The following is a 16,473-nucleotide window of genomic DNA, read 5'->3' as shown; positions in this document are numbered from 1 at the left end:
GCCCCGGGAACGTGAAGCTTTGGGCCACGATCCGGGGCGGCACTTGAGCGGCCCGCTCGGCTGCTCAAGTCCGGTCGGGGGCCGTCCCCCCCGACCGGAGTTCATTGGGCGGGGGTGGCCGCCGGATCTCCGCGGGAGAAGGAGCGGCGTCTGGTGCGTGCGATCGCAAGGCACCGGAAGGTCCTCGTAGCGGAGCTACTAGGTCCTTTCGGTAACGCAGCGAGCGTGCGTGCCAGACGCCGCGACGCCGCGGAGATCCGGCGGCCACCCCCCTAGGCCTCGGCGGCGATCCGCGCGAGGCGCTGGGCCTCCTGACGCGCATCGCGGGCGATGGCGTCCTCGTCGGCGTGCAGCAGGCGTCCGTCCTCGACGACCGGCTTTCCATTGACGAGGGAGAGGGTGACCGGGGCGGCCGCGCCGAAGACGATGGCGGTGACCGGGTCGGCGATCGAGGAGTGCCCGATGCCGTCGATCTTCCAGAGGACCAGGTCGGCGAGCTTGCCCGGTTCCAGGGAGCCGATCTCGGCGGCGCGCCCCAGGACCCTGGCCCCGCCTGCGGTGCCGAGCCGGAGCGCCTGGCGGGCGTTCAGGGCGGCCTCACGGTGGACGCCGAGCCGGTTGATGAGCAGCGCGTTGCGCAGCTCGGTGTGCAGCTCGCCGGACTCGTTGGACGCGGTGCCGTCGACACCGAGGCCTACGGGGACACCGGCCTTCAGCATGTCCGGGACCCGGGCGATGCCCGCGGCCAGGCGGGCGTTGGACGACGGGCAGTGCGCGACGCCCGTGCCCGTACGGGCGAAGGCGGCGATGTCCGAGTCGTTCATGTGGACGCAGTGCGCCATCCACACGTCCTCACCGAGCCAGCCGGTCGACTCGAAGTAGTCGGTGGGGCCCATGCCGAAGAGCTCGTGGCAGAACTTCTCCTCCTCGACCGTCTCGCTGCCGTGGGTGTGCAGCCGGACCCCGAGGCGGCGCGCCAACTCGGCGCCCTGCCTCATGAGTTCGGTGGAGACGGAGAACGGGGAGCAGGGTGCGACGGCTACCTGCGTCATCGCGCCGAAGGAGGCGTCGTGGTGCTTGCGGACGGTCTCCTCGGTGGCGGCGAGCGCGCCTTCGAGGGTCTCGACGGCGAAGTCCGGCGGCAGGCCGCCGTCCTTCTCGCTGCGGTCCATGGAGCCACGGGCCAGCGTGAAGCGGACCCCCATCTCGGACGCGGCGCCGATGATGGCGCCGGACAGGTCGCCGGAGCCCTTCGGGTACACGTAGTGGTGGTCCATGGCGGTGGTGACACCGCCGCGGGCCATCATCGCGAGGGAGCCCTGCGCGGCGACGCGGGCCATCTGCTCGTCGATGCGCGCCCATGTCGGGTACAGCGCGACCAGCCAGTTGAACAGGTTGTGGTCCGTGGCCAGGCCGCGGGTGATCCACTGGTAGAAGTGGTGGTGCGTGTTGATCAGACCGGGGGTGACGAGGTGGCCGGTGCCGTCGACGCGTCGTACGACGTTCTCCAGGCCCGCGGGGGCCTGGCCTGCGCCGATGGACTCGATCTTGTTGTCGGCGACGACCACGTAACCCGAGGCGTACTCGGTGTCGTTGGCGTCGACGGTCGCGATGGCCGCGTTCTCGATGACGATGCGGGAAGGGGCTGCCGAAGGTGCCATGGTGCTTCCTTCATGAGGTGAGTGGCGAGGTGTGGGCACGGCAGGACCCTAGGAGGATTTGAGTGCCGCGGCGGCGGTGGCGCGGCCGCGGGTGCCGAGATGGTGGAAGAAAAGGTTCAGCGATACGGCGACCAGGGCGCCCGCGCTGATGCCGGAGCCGAGCACGGTCTGCGCCCAGGCCGGGAAGTCGGCGTAGAAGGTGGGCGCGGCGAGCGGGATGATGCCCGCGCCGAGCGAGACGGCCACCAGGATGATGTTCGAGCTGTCGTCGAGGCCCGCCTCCGAGAGCGTACGGATGCCGCTCACGGCGATGGAGCCGAAGAGGACGATGCCCGCGCCGCCGAGGACCGGCATCGGCACGATGGAGACGACCGCGCCGAGCACCGGGAACGCGCCGAGGATCAGGAGGGCTCCGCCGGCCACGGCGACGACGTACCGGCTGCGCACCTTGGTGAGTGAGACGACGCCCACGTTCTGGGCGAAGGCCGAGGTCGGGAAGCCGCCGAAGACGGGGCCGAGCAGGGTGGCTAGTCCGTCGGTGCGCAGGCCGCGGGTGATGGTGCGGCCGGTGCACTCGCGCTCGCAGATCTCGCCGATGGCGAGCATGCCGGCGCTGGACTCCGTCATCAGGACGAGCATCACCAGGCACAGCGAGATGATCGCGGCAGGCTGGAACTCGGGGGTGCCGAACGCGAACGGCGTCGGAAGGGCGGCGACGGGAGCCGACCTCAGGGCGCCGAAGTCTGCCATGCCGAACGGGATGGCGACCAGCGTGCCGATCAACAGGCCGAAGAGCAGGGCGACTTGCTTCACGAAGCCGCGGCCGAATCGCTGGATCAGCAGGATGACGACGAGCGTGAAGGCGGCGAGCGCGAGGTACTTCATGTCGCCGAAGTCGGCGGCGGTCCTGTCGCCGCCCTGGGCCCAGGCGACCGGGACCGGCATCAGGGTCACCCCGATGAGGGTGATGACGACGCCGGTGACGAGCGGCGGGAAGAAGCGCAGGAGCCTGCCGAAGAACGGGCCGATCGCGAGACAGAAGACGCCCGCGACCATCACCGCGCCGTAGATGGCCGGGAGTTGGTCGCCGCTGGCGTTCGTCTCGGCGATGGCGAGCATCGGCGCGATGCCGGCCGAGGAGGCGGCGTTGACGAAGGGCAGCCGGTTGCCGACGAAGCCCTTGACGCCGAGGGTCTGGAGGAGGGTCGCCACACCCGCGATGAGCAGGGACGCGGCGATGAGCCGGGTCTGGCCCGCGGTGTCGAGGTGGACGGCCTGGCCGATGATGAGCGGGGGCGTGACCACGCCCGCGTACATGGCGGCGATGTGCTGGAGCGCGGCGGGGACGAGCCGCGAGGGGTGGAGCTTCTCGTCCACCGGGTGGACCTCGGGTCCTGCCGGTGGGGTGGAACACGGGCCTACTGCCGGCCCTTTTGCAGGCGTTGCCATTGCTGATGTTCCCTCCGGTGTGGCGCACCCCCCGCCCGACTGCGGGCGGACGGGGGGTGCGCGCCCCGCGTCAGAGGTTGGTCATGTCGACCGGGATGTGCGGCTCGCAGCCGTCGCGCAGGATGGTGGCCTCGATGAGGCCGTAGGGGCGGTCGGCGGCCCAGTACACGGCGCCGTCCTTGGCCTCGTTCTCAAGCCCGAAGGCCGAGAGGTCCTGCCGGAAGTGGTGCTTGTTGGGCGCGGAGAAGCGGATCTCGTCGATCTCGCTGCGGTTGTTGATGACCCGCGAACCCATCTGGTACAGCGTCTGCTGGAGCGACAGCGAGTAGGTCTCGACGAACGCCTGCAGGATGTGCTTCTTGGACTGCTCGTAGGACTTCTCCCACTGCGGCATGCGCTGCTCGTCGGAGGTCCAGTTGTGCCGCCACCACGTCGACAGGGACGTGGCGAGGATGCGGTCGTAGTCCTCGCGGAGCGTCGTGTACTTGTCCTTGATGAAGCCCCAGAACTCGGAGTTCGTGGAGTTCATCACGGTCAGGTCCTTGAGCCCGGACAGGACTTCGAACTTCTCGCCGTCGTACGTGATCTGCGCGAGGCGCGTCTCCTGGCCCTTGCGGACGAAGGAGTGCTTGACCTCGTCCGCGCCGATGAACTTGGAGTTGCCGTCGGAGCCGGCGATGCGCTCCCAGGCGTACTCCTCGATGCGGATGCGGGCGCGGTGGATCGACGGCTGGCTGTCCACGAAGTGCCGGGCGAGGTGGATGCCGTACTGCTCGGCCGACTCGATGCCGTATTCCTTGGCGAACGCGAAGCAGGTGTTCTTCGTGGTGTCCGTCGGGAGGCAGTTGGCGTTCGAGCCGTTGTAGTGGACGTCGTCGAGGTCGCCGGAGAGGGCGACGGAGACGTTCAGGTCCTTGATGTGGTGGGTGTCGCCGTCCCGCGTGATCTTGACGACGCGGTTCTCTGCTTTGCCGTACTGGTTCTGGCCGAGAATCGTGGGCATGTCTGCTAGCTCCCTCGGTAAACGGAGTAGCCGAACGGGTTGAGCAGCAGCGGTACGTGGTAGTGCTCGCCCGGCGTGACGGCGAACGTGATCGCCACCTCCGGGAAGAACGCACCGCTGTCCCTTACGCGGGGGGCGTCCTGCTGCGCCTCGGCTTGCTTCTGTGTCTTGATCGAACCCGTGAAGTACTCCTCGACCTCGAAGTCGAGTCGTACGTGGGTGGTGCCTTCCGGCAGCGCCGGCAGGTCCTTGCAGCGCCCGTCCGCGTCGGTCGCGGAGCCGCCGAGTGCCACCCACTCGCCGCCCCGGCCCGTGCGGGCCGCGAGGGAGATGGCGACGCCCTCGGCGGGGCGTCCGATGCTGGTGTCGAGAATGTGCGTGGACACCGACGCGGTGGTCGCGGTGCTCATCAGTCGTCCTCTTCTGCTTCTAGTCTGCTTCGGCGAGGCGGGTCAGGCGGATTCGGTTGATCTTCCCCAGTTCGGCGCGCACGATCTCGCGCTCCGTCCTGGCGTCGTTACCGATCCTGGCCTTCAGCGCGTCGCGCATCTGCTCGCCGGTCGCCCCGGTGGCGCAGATCAGGAAGACATGCCCGAACCGTTCCTGGTAGGCCAGGTTGAGTTCGAGCATCTCGGCCTTGAGCTCCTCGGAGGCGCCGGCCATGCCCCGCTGCTCGCAGGACGAGGTCGGGTCGCCCGGCTTGGGCCGGCCGATCGGGGGGTGCCCCGCCATCGCCTCGGCGAGATCCTCGTCGGTGAGCTCGGCCATGGCGGCGTCGCTCGCGGCGAAGAGTTCTTCCGTGGTGGTGAAGGGGCGCTGGGCGAGGAGCCTGCTCCCCCACGCCGAGCTGGCACACACCTCGTGGAGCGCGGCGCCTGCCGCGGTCTCCGCCAGGGTGTTGAACCGGGAAAGTCCCGGCATCGGACGTGAAGTCACGGGAAGCCTCCGTGGCCTTGTGCTGGACGGGCTGCGGATAGCTAACGCCCTCCGAAACACCACGTCAACACTTTGTTGAAAACTTGGAGTTACAAAAACCGCCGCCCGGATACCGGACGGCGGCTGGTTGTACACCTTGCTGTGCTAGGGGGCCCCTTACTCACTCTTCGCCGCGTTTTCCCTGTTCAGGTAGTTGTAGACGGTGAACCGGGAGACGCCGAGCGCTCCGGCCACGGTCTCCACACCGTGCCGCACGGAGAAGGCGCCCCGCGCCTCGAGGGCCCGCACGACCTCCTGCTTGGCCTTGCGGTCGAGGGAGGAGAGGGGCATGCCCCGCCCGCGCTCCATGGCCAGCAGGATGTGATCCAGGGAGTCGGCCAGCTGGGGCAGCCGTACGGCGATGACCTCGCGACCCTCCCAGTGCAGGACGACATCGTCCTTGCCCGCCTCCTGCGGCGGCAGCATCTCGCCCCCCATGGCGTCCACCAGCGGCTTCACCGCGCTGACGAAGGGGACGTCTCCGGTAGCAGTCACTTATCGCCCTCCCCCATCACATTGACCTGGAGCGAGACGCGGGTGGCGCCGGCCTCCAGGGCCTGGCGCAGCAGCGCGTCCACCGCGCCGAGCACGGCGGCGGCCTCTCCCTCGGCGGTGTTGCCGAACGGGCCGACGTCCACCGCGTCCAGTTCGGCCTTCTGGATGACGTCACGGGCGACGACCGCGTGGGGCGGCGCCTCGTCGAGGTCGAACGGCTCGGTCGTGAACTCCACTCTCAATCGCACGGGCACAACCTAACGCCGCGACCGCTTTTTCCGGCAGCCCCTCTTGACAAGGGCGAGCTCCGTTCGGCAGTCTTCCATCAAGCAGAAACGAACTTCCGCAATACGGAACACCACGACACGGAAGGGAGCGCCGACCCCCATGGGATTCGCAGACCAGCGCTTCAACGTCAACCTGTCGATCCTCTTCACGGAACTCCCGCTCCTGGAGCGCCCCGCGGCCGCGGCCGCGGCGGGCTTCACCGCGGTCGAGCTGTGGTGGCCCTGGGTCGACGCCCCCACCCCCGAGCAGTCCGAGCTCGACGCCCTGAAGAAGGCGATCGAGGACGCGGGCGTCCAGCTCACCGGGCTCAACTTCTACGCCGGACAGCTGCCGGGCCCCGACCGCGGCGCCCTGTCGATCCCCGGCGAGGAGAGCGAGAAGTTCCGCGCGAACATCGACATCGCGGCGGACTTCGCGCAGTCCCTCGGCTGCACGGCGCTGAACGCCCTGTACGGCAACCGCGTCGACGGCGTCGACCCGGCCGTCCAGGACGAGCTCGCCCTGGAGAACCTGACGCTCGCGGCCCGCGCGGCCCACCGTGTCGGCGCGATCCTCCTGATCGAGGCGCTGAACAAGCCCGAGTCGCCGCTGTGCCCGATCGTGAGCGCCCCCAAGGCGATCGAGATCGTGGACAAGGTGAACGCGGCCACCGGCCTCGGCAACGCCAAGTTCCTGATGGACCTGTACCACCTGTCCATGAACGGCGAGGACCTGCCGTCGGTGATCGAGCAGTACGCCGCGAAGACCGGCCACGTGCAGATCGCGGACAACCCGGGCCGTGGCGCCCCCGGCACCGGTTCGCTGCCGCTCGAGGACCTGCTCGACCAGCTCGCGAAGACCGGCTACGAGGGCTACGTCGGCCTCGAGTACAAGCCCGGCGACAAGCCGAGCGCCGAGGCCTTCGAGTGGCTGCCCGCCGCCGCCCGCGCCGCGCGCTGATCACCTCCCGCGTCAGCGCCAACTCACTTACGTACGACCGCAGTTAGAGAGGCACCCTCATGAGCAACCTTCCCAAGATCGCGTGGATCGGCCTCGGCATCATGGGCTCCCCCATGTCCGAGAACCTGATCAAGGCTGGTTACTCGGTGACCGGCTTCACCCTCGAGCAGGACAAGCTGGACCGGCTCGCCGCCGCCGGTGGCACCGCGGCCGGCTCGATCGCCGAGGCCGTCAAGGACGCCGACGTCATCGTCACGATGGTGCCCGCCTCTCCGCAGGTCGAGGCCATCAACTACGGCCCCGAGGGCATCCTCGAGAACGCGAAGTCCGGCGCGCTGATCGTCGACATGTCGTCGATCACCCCGCAGACCTCGGTCGACCTGGCGAAGAACGCCAAGGAGAAGGGCATCCGCGTCATCGACGCGCCCGTCTCCGGTGGCGAGGCCGGCGCCATCGAGGCCGTGCTCTCGATCATGGTCGGCGGTGAGCAGGCCGACTTCGACGAGGCCAAGCCGCTCCTCGAGACCCTCGGCAAGACCATCGTGCTGTGCGGTCCGCACGGCTCGGGCCAGACCGTGAAGGCCGCCAACCAGCTCATCGTCGCCGTGAACATCCAGGCGTGCGCCGAGGCCGTGGTCTTCCTGGAGAAGTCCGGCGTGGACCTCACCGCCGCGCTCGACGTCCTCAACGGCGGCCTGGCCGGCTCGACCGTCCTGACCCGCAAGAAGGACAACTTCCTGAACCGGGACTTCAAGCCCGGCTTCCGGATCGACCTGCACCACAAGGACATGGGCATCGTCACCGACGCCGCCCGCAACGTGGGCGCCGCCCTGCCCGTCGGCGCGGTCGTCGCCCAGCTGGTCGCCTCGCTGCGCGCCCAGGGCGACGGTGGCCTCGACCACTCGGCGCTGCTGCGCGCCGTCGAGCGCCTGTCCGGCTCGCAGGTCTGATCCACCCGGTCTTCCGGGCCGTGGCGGCGCTGACACCTGTCCTGTCGCGCCCAGGCGTCGCCACGGCCCGGAACTTCATGGCGTTCAATTCAACAAACTGTTGACCATAACTTCAACAAACTGTTGACGTGGCTGTTCAGAGCCTCTTACGCTCCGGTTCACCGTCAGCAGTTCCAGCAGTTCCGTACGGAAGGTCACCCTCGCCACCATGTCGAAGCGTGTGCTCACGACCGAGTCCGGCGCTCCTGTCGCCGACAACCAGAATTCCGCCACCGCCGGCGTCGGTGGCCCGATCCTGCTGCAGGATCAGCACCTCCTCGAGAAGCTCGCCCGCTTCAACCGTGAGCGCATCCCGGAGCGTGTCGTGCACGCCCGCGGCTCCGGCGCGTACGGCTATTTCGAGGTGACCGACGACGTCACCGGCTTCACCCACGCGGACTTCCTCAGCGAGGTCGGCAAGCGCACCGAGACGTTCATCCGCTTCTCCACCGTGGCGGACAACCTCGGCGGCGCGGACGCGGTCCGTGACCCGCGCGGCTTCGCGCTGAAGTTCTACACCGAAGAGGGCAACTACGACCTCGTCGGCAACAACACCCCGGTGTTCTTCATCAAGGACCCGATCAAGTTCCCCGACTTCATCCACTCCCAGAAGCGCGACCCCTTCACGGGCAAGCAGGAGGCGGACAACGTCTGGGACTTCTGGGCGCACGCCCCCGAGGCCACGCACCAGATCACCTGGCTGATGGGTGACCGCGGCATCCCCGCCTCGTACCGTCACATGAACGGCTACGGCTCGCACACCTACCAGTGGACGAACGCCCAGGGCGAGGCGTTCTTCGTCAAGTACCACTTCAAGACGAACCAGGGCATCCGCTCGCTCTCCTCCGAGCAGGGCGCCGAGCTCGCGGGCAAGGACCCGAACTCGCACCAGACGGACCTGCTCCAGGCCATCGAGCGCGGTGTCAACCCGTCCTGGACGCTGTACGTGCAGCTCATGCCGGCCGCCGAGGCGGACGAGTACCGCTTCAACCCGTTCGACCTCACCAAGGTGTGGCCGCACAAGGACTACCCGCTGCAGCGCGTGGGCCGTCTGGTCCTCGACCGCAACCCGGACAACGTCTTCGCCGAGGTCGAGCAGGCCGCGTTCTCGCCGAACAACTTCGTGCCCGGCATCGGCCCGTCGCCCGACAAGATGCTCCAGGGCCGCCTGTTCGCCTACGCGGACGCGCACCGCTACCGCCTGGGCGTCAACCACACCCAGCTCGCGGTGAACTCGCCCAAGGCGACCGAGGCGAACAACTACGGCCGCGACGGTCTGATGGCGTCCAACGCCTACCCGCGCGACCGCAAGAACTACGAGCCCAACTCGTACGACGGGCCCGCCGAGACCGGCCGCGCCCTGTCGGCCCCGCTCGCGGTCGCCGGCTACACCGGCACCCACGAGGCGCCGGCCCACACCAAGGACGACGACTTCTACCAGGCCGGTGAGCTGTACCGCCTGATGTCGGACGACGAGAAGTCCCGCCTGATCGCCAACATCGCCGGCGGCCTCTCGCAGGTCTCGCGCGACGACGTGATCGAGAAGAACCTGGCTCACTTCCACGCCGCGGACGCCGAGTACGGCAAGCGCGTGGAGGAAGCGGTCCGCGCCCTGCGCGAGGACTGACACCCGAGCTGCGTCCGGGGCCTGACGGGAGGTCAGGTTCCGGGCGCGACGCCCGCGCCGCTGTGCAGACCCGGATGAGGGGTGGTCACACGGCGGCGCGGGCAGTCCGCCCCAGGCGGACAGGCACGGTCCGCGGCGGCTCTGTGAGCCAGTGCGGTGGTCAAGATCCTGGCGGCCCCTTCTCGACCTGAGGGAAAGGGTGTCGCGGGGTTCATCGCAGACCGCCGCGGTACCGGCCACACCACAGAATCCGCCCGGCAGCACGCATGCATGTTTCGCCAGTCGCGTGCCGTCGGGCGGCAACAACTCCCCTCGGGGGAAACAAGAACGCCGAGTACGGTTTACGGTCCCGTACTCGGCGTTCTTGTGTCGTGCGGGGCCCGGCCCCGGTAGCCCCCGGCCCGGTAGCCCCAACTCCGGAAGGGCCCCAGCCCCAGCCCGTTTCCATCGGGTCGGGGCTTTCTCATGCCCGCATCGCGCCACGCCTGAGCGGCCCGTGGAGCGCCGTTCTCCGGTCTGGGCGGAGGGAGGTACCCCGACGGGACCGGAGCTCATCTCCGGCCTGCCCAGAGGGTGTTGACGGAAGCCCTCGACAATACCGGCGCACGCCGAAGGGGCGGCCCACCCCGTCGGGTGGACCGCCCCTCAGCTGGCCGGCAGAGGCCGGATCAGCCCTTCAGCGGACGGATCGCCGTGGGCGCGTGGCCCGGCTCCGTCGCGAGCTCCTCGAACTCCTTGACGGCGCTGATGTCGGCCGTCGGGCTCATCGAGATGTTCGTGACGCGCTCCAGGATCGCCTCGACGACGACCGGCACGCGGTACTCGGCGGCCAGCTTCTTGGCCTCCTCGAAGGCCGGCAGGAGCTGGTCGGGCTCGGTGACACGGATCGCCTTGCAGCCGAGGCCCTCGGCGACCTTGACGTGGTCGACGCCGTAGACGCCCAGCTCGGGGCTGTTCTGGTTCTCGAACTCCAGGTTGACCTGGAAGTTGATGTCCAGACCGATCTGCGCCTGGCGGATCAGGCCCAGGTAGGCGTTGTTGACCAGGACGTGGACGTACGGGATGCGGTGCTGCGCACCGACCGCCAGCTCCTCGATCATGAACTGGAAGTCGTAGTCACCGGACAGGGCGACGACCTGGGTGTCCGGGTCGGCGGTGGCGACACCGAGCGCGGCCGGGATGGTCCAGCCGAGCGGGCCGGCCTGGCCGCAGTTGATCCAGTGGCGCGGCTTGTAGACGTGCAGCATCTGCGCGCCGGCGATCTGGGAGAGGCCGATGGTGGTGACGTAGCGGGTGTCGGGCCCGAACGCCTTGTTCATCTCCTCGTAGACGCGCTGCGGCTTCATCGGCACGTTGTCGAAGTGCGTGCGGCGGTGCAGCGTGCCCTTGCGCTCCAGGTGGGAGTCGACCCAGGCGGAGCGGTCGGGGAGCTTGCCCGCGGCCTTGAGCTCGCGCGCGACCTCGACGAACAGTTCGAGGGCGGCCTTGGCGTCGGAGGTGATCCCGTAGTCCGGGGCGAAGATCTTGCCGATCTGGGTCGGCTCGATGTCGACGTGGACGAACTTGCGGCCCTCGCGGTACACGTCCAGCTTGTAGCCGGTGTGACGGTTGGCCCAGCGGTTGCCGATGCCGAGGACGAAGTCCGACTCCAGGAACGTGGCGTTGCCGTAGCGGTGGCCGGTCTGCTGGCCGACCATGCCCGCGTTCAGGTCGTGGTCGTCCGGGATGGTGCCCCAGCCCATGAGGGTCGGGACGACCGGGGTGTTGGTGATCTCGGCGAACTCGACCAGGAGGTCGGAGGCATCCGCGTTGATGATGCCGCCGCCGGCGACGATCAGCGGGCGCTCGGACTCCAGGAGGAAGGAGATCGCCTTCTCGATCTGGGCGCGGGTCGCGGCCGGCTTGTAGACGGGCAGCGGCTCGTACGTCTCCGGGTCGAACTCGATCTCGGTCTGCTGGACGTCGATCGGCAGGTCGATGAGGACCGGGCCCGGACGGCCGGAGCGCATCAGGTGGAAGGCCTGCTGGAAGACGCCCGGCACCTGGGCCGCCTCGAGGACCGTGACGGCCATCTTGGTGACGGGCTTGGCGATCGAGGCGATGTCGACGGCCTGGAAGTCCTCCTTGTGCAGGAGGTGGCTGGGCGCCTGGCCGGTGATGCACAGGATCGGGATCGAGTCACCCGTGGCCGAGTAGAGGCCGGTGATCATGTCGGTGCCGGCCGGGCCCGACGTACCGATGCAGACACCGATGTTGCCCGGATTGGTACGGGTGTAGCCCTCGGCCATGTGCGAGGCACCCTCGACGTGGCGGGCGAGGGTGTGGCGGATGCCGCCCACGTCCCTGAGGGACTTGTAGAAGGGGTTGATGGCGGCACCCGGCACGCCGAACGCGTTCGTGACGCCTTCGCGCTTGAGGATCTCAACTGCCGCGTCGGCAGCGGTCATACGAGCCATTGAGTTCTCCTGCTTCGGCTGTCGGATTCGCGCTCCCGTCGCGCCCCGCGGCGAGCTGTGAGTCCGTGTCGTCTTCGTGGTCTGGCTTCTGCTAATTTCCACATTGCGGAAAATAGGTTCTGCTATATGGAAGCAATGTAGGCGGAGGTCCCCTGACCGTCAAGGGAGGACAGGTCGAGGACAGGCCGAGGGCGGGTTCCGGAGGGATTCAGAGGGATTCAGAGGGATCTCTCCCCGACTGCCTGCCGCGGCGGGGGAGTTTGGAGGACGATGGGCGGCGAGGGCGGGAAGCCATCACGTGAGCCCGGGTGCGGAGCCCCGGGCGGATGCCGGGAGTGGTTCATGGCTCAGAGCGTGCCGGTGCGGTGCCCGGCCTGCCGGCGCGAACAGATGTATGCGCCACCCGTCTATCCGTGCGCGTGCGGAGCGCCCGTGGGGCCGCCCCTGCGCCACGGCGCACCCGCCCAGCCGGTCACGCACCGCACCTGGCTCGACGACTGGGTGACGGTGCGCTGCGGGGCGTGCGGGCGCCGGGACCGGTGGCCGCGCCCGGAGCTGGGCTGCGCGTGCGGCACGGTGCTCCGGATCCCGGTCGAGGGCGACACCGCGCCCAGCCACGACGCGTCGCCCGGCGCGGACGTCAGCTGGCCCCCGCCCCCGTCCGGCCCCGACCCGGCCACCGCCGACCGGCCGGGCCCCGCCCACATCCCGCTGCCGCCCACCGCTCCCGCGCCCCGGCCCGCCTTCCAGCCGGTGGCCATCCGCACGGCGCGCGACGCGGTGACCGCCGTCGCCCTCTATCTGCGCTGGCTCGGCTACCGGGACATCCGCCGGGCCGACCAGCGCCCCTCGTCCGGTATCGGCCTGGCGGCCCGCGGGGTCGTCGCCCAGGTGGAGCCGTCGGTCCGGCCCGCCACCCTGCGCGACGTGGAATGCCTGTGGCTGACCGGCATGACGGAGTCGTCGGTCTGCGTCTACTTCTCGCTCGCCGGCTACGAGGAGGACGCCCGCACCCGCGCCGACGAACTCGACGTCCCCCTGTTCGTCCTTGACCTGGCGGGCATGCCGCAGCCAGTCAACAGCCCGGCGGACGAACTGATAGCGGCCGGGGCGTAGGCCCCGGCCGCGGTCCGTTCGCGAAAACCGGTCCGTTCGCGAAAACCGGTCCGTTCGCGAAAAACTGTCGGTTCGCGAAAAACCTTCCGTTCGCGAAACCCGCCTCAGCCGGAGGCGCCCCCGTACCCCTCCCGCAGTTCCACCTTGCGGACCTTGCCGCTCACCGTCATCGGGAACGCGTCCAGGATGCGCAGCCGGGTCGGCGTCTTGTAGTGGGCGAGGCGGTCGTGGCAGTACGCGCGCAGTTCCTGCAGCGTGAGCGTGTCCTCGGGGTCCCGGAGGATGACGCAGGCCAGGACCTCCTCCCCGTACCGCTCGTCGGGTACGCCCACGACCTGGACGTCGGAGATCTTCGGGTGGGCGTAGAGGAACTCCTCGATCTCGCGCGGGTAGATGTTCTCGCCGCCCCTGGTGATCATGTCCTTGATGCGGCCGACGATCTGCGCGTAGCCGTCCTCGCGCAGGACCGCGAGGTCACCGGTGTGCATCCAGCGGCCCGCGTCGATGACCTCGGCCGTCTTCTCGGGCTCGTCCCAGTAGCCGAGCATCACGCTGTAGCCGCGCGTGCACAGCTCCCCGGCCTCGCCGCGCGGCAGCGTCACGCCGGTGACCGGGTCGACGACCTTGACCTCGATGTGCGGCAGGACGCGCCCGACCGTGCCGGTGCGCCGCTCCAGGTCGTCGTCGCGGCGCGTCTGCGTGGAGACGGGCGAGGTCTCGGTCATGCCGTAGCAGATGGACACCTCCGCCATGTGCATCTCGGCGACGACCCGCTTCATGACCTCGACGGGACACGGGGAGCCCGCCATGATGCCGGTGCGCAGGGACGACAGGTCGTAGGTCGCGAAGTCGGCGAGGTTCAGCTCGGCGATGAACATCGTCGGGACGCCGTACAGGGACGTGCAGCGCTCGCGTTCGACCGCGTGCAGTGTGGCGACGGGGTCGAAGGACGGGGCAGGGATCACGATGCAGGCGCCGTGCGAGGTGGCGCCGAGGTTTCCCATCACCATGCCGAAGCAGTGGTAGAAGGGCACGGGCAGGCACACCCGGTCCTGCTCGGTGTAGCCGATGGTCTCGCCCACCCAGTAGCCGTTGTTGAGGATGTTGTGGTGGGAGAGCGTGGCCCCCTTGGGGAAGCCGGTCGTGCCCGACGTGTACTGGATGTTGACCGCGTCGTCGCAACTCAACTCGGCCTGCCTGGCCTTGAGTTGATCGACCGTCACCGACGCGGCGGCCGCCGTGAGCGCGTCCCACCCGGGGTCGCCGATGAACACCGTCTCGCGCAGCTCGGGGCACCGCTCCCGCACCTGCCGCACGAGGGCCCGGTAGTCGCTGCCCTTGTGCTCGGTGGAGGCGACGAGGATCGAGACGCCCGCCTGCCTCAGCACGAACTCCAGCTCGTGGGCGCGGTACGCGGGGTTGATGTTCACCATGATCGCGCCGATGCGCGCGGTCGCGTACTGCACGAGGACCCACTCGGGGCAGTTGACCGCCCAGATCCCGACCCGGTCCCCCTTGCCCACACCTCTGGCCATCAGGCCGCGCGCCAACTCGTCGACGTCCGCGCCGAATCGGGCGTAGGTCCAGCGCCGCCCGGAGGGCACGTCGACCAGGGCGTCCCGGTCGGGGAACGCGGCCACGGCCCGGTCGAGGTTCCGGCCGATGGTGTCGCCGAGGAGCGGCGCGGGGGCCGTCCCGTGCGCGTACGAGAGAAGCTCTGCGGTCACCCCTGTGGTCATCGGAAGTCCTCCTCGCGGTATTCGGCGGCCGAGCCCTGGGCCGTGCGCTCCCGCAGCTCGATGCGGCGGATCTTCCCGGAGACGGTCTTGGGCAGCTCGGCGAACTCCAGGCGCCGGACGCGCTTGTACGGGGCGAGGACGCCGCGCGAATGCTCGAACAGCAGCTTCGCGGTGTCGGGCCCGGGTTCGTACCCCTCGGCGAGCACGACGTACGCCTTCGGGACGGCGAGCCGCAGCTCGTCGGGGGCGGGCACGACGGCCGCCTCGGCGACCGCCTCGTGCTCCAGGAGCGCGCTCTCCAGCTCGAACGGGCTGATCTTGTAGTCGGAGGCCTTGAAGACGTCGTCGGCGCGGCCGACGTACGTCAGATAGCCGTCGTCGTCGCGGGAGCCGATGTCGCCGGTGCGGTAGTAGCCGCCGGCCATCGCCTCGGCGGTCTTCTCCGGGTCGCCGTGGTAGCCGGCCATGAGGCCGACGGGCCGGGCGGACAGGTCGAGGCTGATCTCGCCCTCGCGCGCGCCGGGCTCCCCCGTCACCGGGTCCAGCAGTTCGACCTTGTAGCCGGGGCTTGGCCGCCCCATGGAGCCGCTCTTCAGCTCCTGGCCCGGGCTGTTGGAGACCTGCACGGCGGTCTCCGTCTGCCCGAACCCGTCCCGGATGGTGACGCCCCAGGCGCGCCGCACCTGCTCGATGACCTCGGGGTTCAGCGGCTCGCCCGCGGCGACGACCGCGCGCGGCGGCGTCGCGAGCTGCGTCAGGTCGGCCTGGATGAGCATGCGCCACACGGTGGGCGGCGCGCAGAACGACGTGACGCCGGCCCGCTCCATGACCTCCATGAGCCGGCCCGCGTCGAAGCGCGTGTAGTTGTAGAGGAAGACGGTCGCCTCCGCGTTCCACGGCGCGAAGAAGTTCGACCAGGCGTGCTTGGCCCAGCCGGGCGACGAGATGTTCAGATGGACGTCCCCGGGGCGCAGGCCGATCCAGAACATGGTCGCCAAGTGCCCTACGGGATACGACACATGGGTGTGCTCGACGAGCTTGGGCCGGGCGGTCGTGCCGGACGTGAAGTACAGGAGGAGCGGGTCCTGGGCGAGCGTGACCCCGTCGGGCTCGAACGTCACGGAGGCGACGTCCGCCTCCTCGTACGCGGTCCAGCCCTCGGCAGGAGCGCCGCCCGAGCCGACCACGATGCGGGTGTAGTCACCGGGGACCTCGGCGAACTTCTCCACGTCCTCGGGCCGCACGATGACGTGCCGCGCCCGGCCCCGGTCGACGCGGTCGCGCAGGTCGGCGGGGCCGAGGAGGGGCGTCGCGGGGATGACGACGGCGCGCAGCTTCATCGCGGCGAGCATGATCTCCCACAGCTCCACCTGGTTGCCGAGCATCAGGAGGATGCGGTCGCCCGCACCGACGCCCTGACCGCGCAGCCAGTTCGCGACGCGGTTCGAGCGGCGGCGCAGCGCGTCGAAGGTGAAGAGGCCCTCGCGGCCGTCCTCCTCGACGATGTGCAGGGCGGTCTTCCCGTTGCCGTCGGCGATGGCGTCGAACCAGTCGAGGGCCCAGTTGAAGCGCTCGGGCCGGGGCCAGGCGAAGCCCTCGTACGCGGTGGCGTAGTCGTCCGCGTTCCGGAGCAGGAAGTCCCTCGCCGCGCGGAACTGCTCGGTGGGGCCCGGGTCCGTACCCGTGGTCGCCGTCGTCATGTGTCCTCCTCATTGCGGACCGTGCGTGCCATCGTG

The 16,473-nt window shown here is 69.5% G+C and carries 14 protein-coding genes; 4 read left to right on the top strand and 10 right to left on the bottom strand.

Annotated elements, in window-relative coordinates:
* Nucleotides 1-272: 272 nt before the first annotated feature.
* The 7 genes from EOT10_RS01875 to EOT10_RS01845 form a co-directional block, all read right to left on the bottom strand.
* Nucleotides 273-1,661 (bottom strand): 8-oxoguanine deaminase, encoded by a 1,389-nt coding sequence (locus tag EOT10_RS01875; RefSeq protein WP_127826238.1) that lies wholly within the window; start codon nt 1,659-1,661, stop codon nt 273-275.
* Nucleotides 1,662-1,709: 48 nt separating this feature from the next.
* Nucleotides 1,710-3,110 (bottom strand): nucleobase:cation symporter-2 family protein, encoded by a 1,401-nt coding sequence (locus tag EOT10_RS01870; RefSeq protein WP_127826237.1) that lies wholly within the window; start codon nt 3,108-3,110, stop codon nt 1,710-1,712.
* A 70-nt stretch (nt 3,111-3,180) separates the two neighbouring features.
* Nucleotides 3,181-4,113: a factor-independent urate hydroxylase gene (gene pucL / locus EOT10_RS01865; RefSeq protein WP_127826236.1), complete on the bottom strand. Its 933-nt coding sequence runs from the start codon at nt 4,111-4,113 to the stop codon at nt 3,181-3,183.
* A 5-nt stretch (nt 4,114-4,118) separates the two neighbouring features.
* Nucleotides 4,119-4,523: a hydroxyisourate hydrolase gene (gene uraH, locus EOT10_RS01860; RefSeq protein ID WP_127826235.1), complete on the bottom strand. Its 405-nt coding sequence runs from the start codon at nt 4,521-4,523 to the stop codon at nt 4,119-4,121.
* 19 nt (nt 4,524-4,542) lie between these two features.
* Complete coding sequence (uraD, locus tag EOT10_RS01855; RefSeq protein WP_189490975.1) at nt 4,543-5,049, bottom strand: 2-oxo-4-hydroxy-4-carboxy-5-ureidoimidazoline decarboxylase; 507 nt, start codon at nt 5,047-5,049, stop codon at nt 4,543-4,545.
* Nucleotides 5,050-5,205: 156 nt separating this feature from the next.
* Nucleotides 5,206-5,583, bottom strand: a complete 378-nt coding sequence (locus EOT10_RS01850; RefSeq protein ID WP_127826234.1) for a helix-turn-helix domain-containing protein — start codon at nt 5,581-5,583, stop codon at nt 5,206-5,208.
* A complete protein-coding gene (locus EOT10_RS01845) occupies nt 5,580-5,831 on the bottom strand; it encodes a YkoF family thiamine-binding protein (RefSeq protein WP_127826233.1) in 252 nt (83 codons plus the stop codon). Before EOT10_RS01845 ends, EOT10_RS01850 begins: the two co-directional genes overlap by 4 nt.
* Nucleotides 5,832-5,970: 139 nt before the next feature.
* On the opposite strand from EOT10_RS01845, the gene EOT10_RS01840 reads away from it, so the two are divergent.
* The 3 genes from EOT10_RS01840 (at nt 5,971) to EOT10_RS01830 (ending at nt 9,426) form a co-directional block, all read left to right on the top strand.
* Entirely contained in the window at nt 5,971-6,810 is an 840-nt protein-coding gene (locus tag EOT10_RS01840) for a TIM barrel protein (protein ID WP_127826232.1), read from the top strand.
* Between the two features lie 59 nt (nt 6,811-6,869).
* Complete coding sequence (locus tag EOT10_RS01835; protein ID WP_127826231.1) at nt 6,870-7,760, top strand: 2-hydroxy-3-oxopropionate reductase; 891 nt, start codon at nt 6,870-6,872, stop codon at nt 7,758-7,760.
* Nucleotides 7,761-7,968: 208 nt separating this feature from the next.
* Nucleotides 7,969-9,426 carry a catalase gene (locus EOT10_RS01830; protein WP_127826230.1) on the top strand — a complete coding sequence of 486 codons (1,458 nt, stop codon included), beginning with the start codon at nt 7,969-7,971 and terminating at the stop codon, nt 9,424-9,426.
* A 668-nt stretch (nt 9,427-10,094) separates the two neighbouring features.
* Here the strand turns inward: EOT10_RS01830 and gcl are convergent.
* A complete protein-coding gene (gene gcl / locus EOT10_RS01825) occupies nt 10,095-11,882 on the bottom strand; it encodes a glyoxylate carboligase (RefSeq protein WP_127826229.1) in 1,788 nt (595 codons plus the stop codon).
* Nucleotides 11,883-12,224: 342 nt separating this feature from the next.
* Here gcl and EOT10_RS01820 point away from each other — a divergent pair, with 342 nt between their 5' ends.
* Nucleotides 12,225-12,998, top strand: a complete 774-nt coding sequence (locus EOT10_RS01820; RefSeq protein WP_127826228.1) for a hypothetical protein — start codon at nt 12,225-12,227, stop codon at nt 12,996-12,998.
* A 104-nt stretch (nt 12,999-13,102) separates the two neighbouring features.
* Here EOT10_RS01820 and EOT10_RS01815 read toward each other — a convergent pair whose 3' ends face one another.
* Together EOT10_RS01815 and EOT10_RS01810 are read right to left on the bottom strand one after the other, a co-directional pair.
* Nucleotides 13,103-14,737, bottom strand: a complete 1,635-nt coding sequence (locus EOT10_RS01815; RefSeq protein ID WP_127826227.1) for an AMP-binding protein — start codon at nt 14,735-14,737, stop codon at nt 13,103-13,105.
* Nucleotides 14,734-16,437 carry an AMP-binding protein gene (locus EOT10_RS01810; protein WP_127826226.1) on the bottom strand — a complete coding sequence of 568 codons (1,704 nt, stop codon included), beginning with the start codon at nt 16,435-16,437 and terminating at the stop codon, nt 14,734-14,736. The genes EOT10_RS01815 and EOT10_RS01810 overlap by 4 nt, the downstream gene beginning before the upstream one ends.
* Nucleotides 16,438-16,473: the final 36 nt, after the last annotated feature.

The sequence above is a fragment of the Streptomyces antnestii genome, from assembly GCF_004005495.1.
GTDB classification, from domain to species: Bacteria; Actinomycetota; Actinomycetes; order Streptomycetales; family Streptomycetaceae; genus Streptomyces; species Streptomyces antnestii.
Note: the sequence above shows the minus strand (reverse complement) of the source record. Positions and strands in the feature narration are given on the sequence as shown.